Source organism: Streptomyces sp. IBSBF 3136 (genome assembly GCF_036815105.1).
In the GTDB taxonomy this organism is placed as follows: Bacteria; Actinomycetota; Actinomycetes; order Streptomycetales; family Streptomycetaceae; genus Streptomyces.
The window spans coordinates 31,470-39,010 of the sequence record NZ_JAJSZC010000098.1 but is presented as its reverse complement, the minus strand read 5'-3'; the positions used below and the strand labels follow the sequence as shown (position 1 = coordinate 39,010).

Annotated in this window: 5 protein-coding genes; 3 read left to right on the top strand and 2 right to left on the bottom strand. The window is 71.0% G+C overall.

Annotated elements, in window-relative coordinates; genetic code table 11:
* Nucleotides 1-138: 138 nt before the first annotated feature.
* A complete protein-coding gene (locus tag V7E45_RS21475) occupies nt 139-1,476 on the bottom strand; it encodes a 6-phospho-beta-glucosidase (protein WP_333775826.1) in 1,338 nt (445 codons plus the stop codon).
* 143 nt (nt 1,477-1,619) lie between these two features.
* Between V7E45_RS21475 and V7E45_RS21470 the strand changes: the two genes are divergently transcribed.
* On the top strand, nt 1,620-2,432 hold the full coding sequence (locus tag V7E45_RS21470) for a DUF817 domain-containing protein (protein WP_333775825.1): 813 nt from the start codon (nt 1,620-1,622) through the stop codon (nt 2,430-2,432).
* A gap of 440 nt (nt 2,433-2,872) precedes the next feature.
* Nucleotides 2,873-4,273, top strand: a complete 1,401-nt coding sequence (locus tag V7E45_RS21465) for a glycoside hydrolase family 16 protein (protein WP_333775824.1) — start codon at nt 2,873-2,875, stop codon at nt 4,271-4,273.
* Nucleotides 4,274-4,390: 117 nt separating this feature from the next.
* Here the strand turns inward: V7E45_RS21465 and V7E45_RS21460 are convergent, their stop codons facing one another.
* Nucleotides 4,391-5,293, bottom strand: a complete 903-nt coding sequence (locus V7E45_RS21460; protein WP_333775823.1) for a helix-turn-helix domain-containing protein — start codon at nt 5,291-5,293, stop codon at nt 4,391-4,393.
* Between the two features lie 146 nt (nt 5,294-5,439).
* Here V7E45_RS21460 and tkt point away from each other — a divergent pair, with 146 nt between their 5' ends.
* Nucleotides 5,440-7,515, top strand: coding sequence for a transketolase (gene tkt / locus V7E45_RS21455; protein WP_333775822.1), 2,076 nt, complete (start codon nt 5,440-5,442; stop codon nt 7,513-7,515).
* Nucleotides 7,516-7,541: the final 26 nt, after the last annotated feature.

Below are 7,541 nucleotides of genomic sequence, written 5' to 3'. Positions count from 1 at the left end.
GGGGGGGGGTAGCACCATCGGGGGAACGGGGGATCGAGTCGGCCGGCCGCGGTCACGGGGAGCGGCCGGCCGACCCGAACAACGGCGCTCACCGCCGTCCCCGCTTCGAGGGTCAGTGACCACTCCCCCCCCCGGCCTCTACTTCAAATACTGCAGGCCGGGATGGACGGCCGAGTACCCGTCGACCAGACGTCGGGCCACGTCGACCGAGTCCACCAGCGGGTGCAGGGCGAACGCCTTGACGGCCGTCGTACGCGAACCGGACTCGGCGGCCGCGAGCACCTCGCGCTCGACGGCCTTGACCGCGCAGACCAGACCGGTGGCGTGCCCGGGGAGCGGTGCGACCGCGACCGGGTGGGCGCCGTTGGCGTCGACCAGGCAGGGCACCTCGATGACGGCGTCCGGGTCGAGGACCGACAGGGTGCCCTGGTTGCGCACGTTCAGGATGAGGGTCGCGCGCTCGTCGCGGGCGATGGCCCGCATGAGGGCGAGGGCCACGTTCTCGTAGCCGCCGGAGAGGTCGTCGGCCTCGCGCTCGCCGGCACCGGACGTCTCCCGGTTCTCCGCCATGTACGTCGCCTCGCGCTCGGTCCGGGTGCGGTCCCACACAGCGAGGGCGGACACGTCCGCGCGCCCGGCCTCCTCGTAGAACCGCGCCTGCTGGTCGCGCAGGAAGGCGCCGCGGGTCTTCTCGGCCTCCTGGTAGGCCCGCACGGTCTCCCGGTTGAAGTAGTAGTAGTGCAGGTACTCGTTGGGGACGGCGCCCAGGGACCGGAGCCAGTCGGTGCCGAAGAGTCTGCCCTCCTCGAAGGAGCCCAGCAGGCCGGGGTCGGCGAGCAGGCGCGGCAGCTCGTCCCGGCCCGCGACCCGCAGACCACGCACCCATCCGAGGTGGTTGAGGCCGACGTAGTCGATCCACGCCTCCTTGGGATCCGCGCCGAGGACCCGGGCGATGCGGCGGCCGAGGCCCACCGGCGAGTCGCAGATGCCGATGACCCGGTCGCCGAGGTGGCGGGACATGGCCTCGGTGACCAGTCCGGCCGGGTTGGTGAAGTTGATGACCCAGGCGTCGGGTGCCAGCCGGGCCACCCGCCGGGCGATGTCGACGGCGACCGGAACCGTCCGCAGTCCGTAGGCGACACCGCCCGCGCCGACCGTCTCCTGACCGAGGACGCCCTCCGCGAGGGCCACCCGCTCGTCGTTCGCCCGGCCTTCGAGACCGCCGACGCGGATCGCGGAGAAGACGAAGTCGGCGCCGCGCAGGGCCTCGTCGAGGTCGGTCGTGGTGGTCACCTGCGGGGCGTCGCCGACGGCCGACGCCTGCTCGGCCAGTACGCGGGCGACTGTATGCAGTCGACCGGCGTCCAGATCGTGCAGCACGACCTCCGTGACCCGGCCCTCGCCCCGGTCAGCCAGCAGCGCCCCGTACACGAGCGGAACCCGGAAGCCCCCACCGCCCAGAATCGTCAGCCTCACACCCGCACCTCTTCCGCACGCACCGCCCTCTGTCCCGGTCGGCCCGTCAGGAACCCTACTTGGCGTGCGAGGCCGGATCGGTGTTCCCGTGACCTGCGCGCCCCGGCAACCGGAAGGGGCCGCCGGCCGTCCTCCTGATCACCATGCTCAGTACAAGTCCGGCCGGACCTCCGGCCTCCCCGGTGGGCCAGCTGCTCGCCTTCACCTGGACCCAGACCCGCGCCTGCGCCTTCGCCATAGCGTTGCTGTCGGGGGTGGCGGCGTCGACGCTGCTGCCGTCCCTGCCCGTGGCACGCTACGACCTGCTCGTGGCCTACGGCGTCCTGCTCACCGTGCTGTTCTGGCGGCGCGGCCGGGAGAGCGGCCGGGACGTCGCCGTCATCACCGCCTGCCATGTCATCGGCCTCGCCTTCGAGCTGGTGAAGGTGGCGCAGGGCTCGTGGAGCTACCCGGAGCCGGCGGTGCTGAAGTTCGCGGGCGTCCCCCTGTACGGCGGCTTCCTGTACGCGGCCGTCGGCAGCTACGTCTGCCGGGCCTGGCACCTGTTCGACCTGGAACTGGTCGGCTACCGGCCCCGGGCGACCGCGCTGGTGGCCGCCGGCGTCTACATCAACTTCTTCAGCCACCACTGGCTGCCCGACGCCCGCTGGCCTCTCGCCGCCCTCCTCGTCGCCGTCACCGCGGGCACCTCCGTGCGGTACACCGTGCGCGGGGTACGACGACGGATGCCGCTCGCGCTCTCCTTCACCCTGATCGGCTTCTTCCTGTGGCTGGCGGAGAACCTCGCCACCGGGGTGGGCGCCTGGCGCTACCCGTACCAGCTCCACGGCTGGCAGCCCGTCGACATCTCCAAGTTCGGCGCCTGGTCCCTGCTCATCAGCGTCACCTTCGTCCTCGCAGCCCTCGGCAGAACACGCCGCGGCAGCGCCCACGAGCCACCGGCGGCCCGCTCCTGACCGACTGACGGCTCACCCGCGGGCCTCCCGGCCCACCGCTGCCGGTCTCTCGTATGGGATCGCCCGTATCCGGTCGCCGGCATCCAGTCCCCCGTATCCCGCCTTCTGTATCCGGCCTCCTGTATCCGGCCTCCTGTGTCCGGCCTTCTGTATCCCGTATTCCGTATCCCGTCTCCCACAGCCGACCGCCCACCTCCCGTCCTCCCCTGCCTCCCGCCGACCGTGCCGCCCCTCGTAGCGGCCCGCCGCCCCGGCCTGGTCTGGACCGATACGGGCGGCTTCGAGGCGTGAACTCCCGTGCCTCGTACGGACTTTCCTTGTTTCAAGTCTTGACGACCGCAGGGCCGGGGAGCACATTGGCGGCAGCCTGAGAGCGCTCTCAACCCAGTGTGGGAGCGCTCCCCATCCCGCACTCCCCGTACCCGAGAGGTCCTTCCCCCATGAGTGAATCCTCCGGCATGCCCAGACCCCGGGCCTTCCGGCGCGCGCTCGTCGCCGTCGTGGCCACGTTCGGTCTGGCCGCGGCGGCCGCCACGGCCGCCACCCTCCCCGCAAGCGCTTCCGCCCCCACACCCCCCTCCGGCTGGACGCAGGTCTTCCTCGACGACTTCAACGGCTCGGCCGGTTCCGGTGTCAACACGTCGAACTGGCAGTACGACACCGGTACTTCGTATCCGGGCGGCGCCGCCAACTGGGGTACCGGCGAGGTCGAGTCGATGACCTCGAGCACCGACAACGTCGCGCTGGACGGCAACGGCAACCTGCTCATCACCCCGCGCCGCGACGCGTCCGGGCACTGGACCTCGGGCCGCATCGAGACCACCCGGACCGACTTCCAGCCGCCGGCCGGCGGCAAGCTGCGCGTGGAGTCCCGGATCCAGATGCCGAACGTCACCGGAGCCGCCGCCAAGGGGTACTGGCCGGCCTTCTGGACGCTGGGGGCCCCCTTCCGCGGCAACTACCAGAACTGGCCGAGCGTCGGCGAGCTGGACATCATGGAGAATGTGCAGGGCCTGAACACCGACTGGGCCACGATGCACTGCGGCAGCAACCCGGGCGGCCCCTGCAACGAGACGTCCGGCATCGGCAACTCCACCGCCTGCACCGGCACCACGTGTCAGGCCGGTTTCCACACCTACGCCATGGAGTGGGACCGCTCGACCAGCCCCGAGGAGATCCGCTTCTACCTCGACGGGGTCAACTTCCACACGGTCAAGGCCAACCAGGTCGACGCGACGACGTGGGCGAACGCCACCAACCACGGCTACTTCGTCATCCTGAACGTGGCGATGGGCGGCGGCTTCCCGGGCGCCTTCGGCGGCGGTCCGGACAGCGGTACCGAGCCGAACCACCCGATGGTCGTGGACTACGTGCAGGTGCTCCAGTCGTCCGGCGGGGGCGGCGGCACCACTCCCCCGCCCTCCGGCAGCCGGGACGCCTACTCCCCCATCCAGGCCGAGTCCTACGACAGCCAGTCCGGCGTGAGCACCGAGACCACCACGGACACCGGCGGCGGCCAGGACATCGGCTACCTCGCAGGCGGTGACTGGGCGCTCTACAAGGGCGTCAAGTTCGGCTCCACGGCGGCCACCCAGTTCTACGCTCGGGTGGCGAGCGGGGCCGCGTCCGGGGTGAGCGGTCTGGTCGAGGTGCGCCTGGACAGCCGTTCCAACGCCCCCATCGGCAGCTTCGCGCTGTCCAACACCGGGGGCTGGCAGTCGTGGCGCACGGTTCCGGCGAACATCGGCTCGGTGACCGGCACGCACGACGTGTATCTGACGTTCACCAGCGGCCAGCCGGCCGACTTCGTGAACGTGAACTGGTTCGACTTCGGTCACTGACCCGACGATCACCCGCCCCGGTGTGCGCCGCTCACGCGGCGCGCACCGGGGCGGGCGCGTTCCGGGGCACCGCGGGCCCGCGACCGACCGACGCCGTTCGCACGCCCCCCACCACCCCTACAGCAGCTCGGCCCGGAACGTCACCGGGGTGACCCCGGTGTGCAGGTGGAAGAACTTGGAGAAGTTCGCCGCGTCGGGGAAGCCGACGGCCGCGCCGACTCGGCCGATCGGCAGGTCCGTGTGGGCGAGGAGACGTTTGGCCTCCAGGATCACCCGCTTGTCTATGAAGCCCTTCGGGGTCTGTCCGGTGGCGGCGCGGACGGCGCGGACGAGGGTGCGGCGCGAGTAACCGAGCGCGTCCGCGTAGGCGCTGACGCTGTGGTTGGTGGCGAAGTCCTGTTCGACCGCGTCCCGGAAGAGGGTGAAGGTGGTGTCCGCCTGCTGCCGTGACGCCTGGGCCGAACTGGCCGCGAGGTGGGCGAGGCGCAGCAGGAAAGCGGTCAGGGTGTGCCGGAGCACGGCGGTGTGCAGGCCGGCGGGGAGCGTGGCGGTGTCCTCGTACTCGCGGCGGAGCTGTTCGAGGGCGGCCCGGAGCGCGGTGAGTTGTTCGGTGCTCGGGCGCAGCAGGGGCGGCTGGTCGTAGCGGTAGAGGCCGGTGGCCTCGACGGTGGAGCGGGGCAGGAAGCCGGGTTGCATGGTCAGCACGGTTCCGCGGTACTCGCTGGTCCGGGAGAACCGGTGGACCTGTCCGGGGCGGATCCACAGCAGGTCGCCGGCGGTGGCCTCGTAGTCGGCGAAGTCGATCATGTGCCGTACGGGTCCGTCGGTGAAGAGCATGACCACGTGGAAGTCGATGCGGTGGACACGGTGCAGCGGGGCGTCGGCGTGCCAGGTGCGGTCGTCTCCCATGGGGGCGACCTGCATGCCGACACCGCCTACGGCCAGCTCGACCGGAAAGGGGAAGGTTCTGATCGCGTCGCCGCCGATGAGGCCGCCGCCTTGGGGTGGTGTGTCCGCCATGTTCGCTTTCGTGCCACTCCTGTCGCGTGATCACTGTCCCAGATTCACCACAGGGTGACACACCCCGCCCTTCCCTCTTAAAAGTCAGACTTTTACTTTTGAACGCGTCCGGCCGCTATAACGCTTCGAACGAGGACTTCTTGAAGATGAGCACGCAGACATCCGATGGTTTCGAGTGGACCGACCTCGACCGGCGTGCCGTGGACACCGCCAGGCTTCTGGCGGCAGATGCCGTGCAGAAGGTCGGCAACGGCCACCCCGGCACGGCGATGAGCCTGGCCCCTGCCGCGTACACGATCTTTCAAAAGGTGATGCGGCATGACCCTGCCGACCCGGAGTGGGCGGGTCGTGACCGCTTCGTGCTGTCCCCCGGTCACACCTCGCTGACGCTCTACACGCAGCTCTACCTGTCCGGGTACGAGCTGGGTCTCGACGACCTGAAGGCGTTCCGCACGCACGGTTCGAAGACGCCCGGTCACCCGGAGTACGGGCACACCGCCGGCGTGGAGACGACCACGGGCCCGCTGGGCCAGGGTGTGGCGAATGCGGTGGGCATGGCGATGGCCGCCCGCTACGAGCGTGGCCTGTTCGACCCGGACACCCCGCGCGGCGAGTCCCCCTTCGACCACACGGTCTGGGCGATCGTCTCCGACGGCGACCTGGAGGAGGGCGTCTCCGCCGAGGCCTCCTCCCTCGCGGGCCACCAGAAGCTCGGCAACCTGGTCTTCCTCTACGACGACAACCACATCTCCATCGAGGGCGACACCGCGACCGCCTTCTCCGAGGACGTACTGGCGCGGTACGAGGCCTACGGCTGGCACACCCGGCGCGTGGAGCCCACCCCCGACGGCGACATCGACGTGCCCGCGCTGTACGCGGCGCTGCGGGAGGCCCGGGCGGAGACCGGACGGCCCTCGATCGTCGCCCTGCGCACGATCATCGCCTGGCCGGCCCCGAACGCGCGGAACACCGAGGCCTCCCACGGCTCGGCGCTCGGCGAGGACGAGATCGCGGCCACCAAGCGGCTCCTCGGCTTCGACCCGGAGAAGACCTTCGAGGTCTCGGACGAGGTGCTGGAGCACACCCGCCGGGCCCTGGACCGGGGCGCCGAGGCGCACGCGGCCTGGGACAAGCGGATCGCCGAGTGGCGTGCCGACCAGCCCGAGCGGGCCGCGCTGTTCGACCGGGTCAGCAAGGGCGAGCTGCCCGAGGGCTGGCAGGACGCCCTGCCGGTGTTCGAGGAGGGAAGGTCAGTCGCCACCCGTGCCGCCTCCGGCAAGGTGCTGCAGGCCCTCGGCCCGGTGATCCCCGAGCTGTGGGGCGGCTCGGCCGACCTCGCCGGCTCCAACAACACCACCATCGACAAGGGCAGCTCCTTCCTGCCGGAGGGCAATCCGCTGCCCGAGGCCGACCCGTACGGCCGTACCGTCCACTTCGGGATCCGCGAGTTCTCCATGGCCGCGGAAATGAACGGCATCGCGCTGCACGGCAACACCCGGATCTACGGCGGCACCTTCCTGGTGTTCTCCGACTACATGCGCAACGCCGTACGGATGTCGGCCCTGATGCAGCTGCCGGTGACGTACGTCTGGACGCACGACTCCATCGGCCTCGGCGAGGACGGCCCCACCCACCAGCCGGTCGAGCACCTGGCCTCGCTGCGCGCCATCCCGGGCCTGAACGTCGTCCGCCCGGCGGACGCCAACGAGACCGCGATCGCCTGGGCCGAGATCCTGAAGAGGCACGCCACCGACCCGGCCCCGCACGGACTCGCGCTGTCCCGCCAGGGCGTGCCGACGTACGCGCCCGACGAGGACGCGGCCAAGGGCGGGTATGTCCTGCGCGAGTCGTCGACCGAGACCCCGGAGGTGATCGTCATCGCGACCGGTTCCGAGGTGCGGCTGGCCGTCGCCGCGCGGGAGCTGCTGGAGGCCGAGGGGATCGGCACGCGGGTGGTGTCCATGCCGTCCGTGGAGTGGTTCGAGGAGCAGCCGCGCGCCTACCGCGAGCACGTGCTGCCGCCCGCGGTGCGGGCGCGGGTGGCCGTCGAGGCCGGGATCGGCCTGACCTGGCACCGGTTCGTCGGGGACGCAGGTCGGATTGTCTCCCTCGAACACTTCGGTGCCTCCGCCGATGCGACCACACTGTTCGCCGAGTTCGGCTTCACCCCCGAGAACGTGGCCGCGGCCGCCCGCGCATCGCTGGCCGCCACGCACGCCTGATACCGACGCGATAGGAAAGAAGATCA

Excerpts from the sequence above, each read along its gene's own strand:
- V7E45_RS21470 (WP_333775825.1), top strand. The coding sequence starts at position 1,620 with ATGCTCAGTACAAGTCCGGCCGGACCTCCGGCCTCCCCGGTGGGCCAG.
- V7E45_RS21465 (WP_333775824.1), top strand. The coding sequence starts at position 2,873 with ATGAGTGAATCCTCCGGCATGCCCAGACCCCGGGCCTTCCGGCGCGCG.
- V7E45_RS21460 (WP_333775823.1), bottom strand. The coding sequence starts at position 5,293 with ATGGCGGACACACCACCCCAAGGCGGCGGCCTCATCGGCGGCGACGCG.
- tkt (WP_333775822.1), top strand. The coding sequence starts at position 5,440 with ATGAGCACGCAGACATCCGATGGTTTCGAGTGGACCGACCTCGACCGG.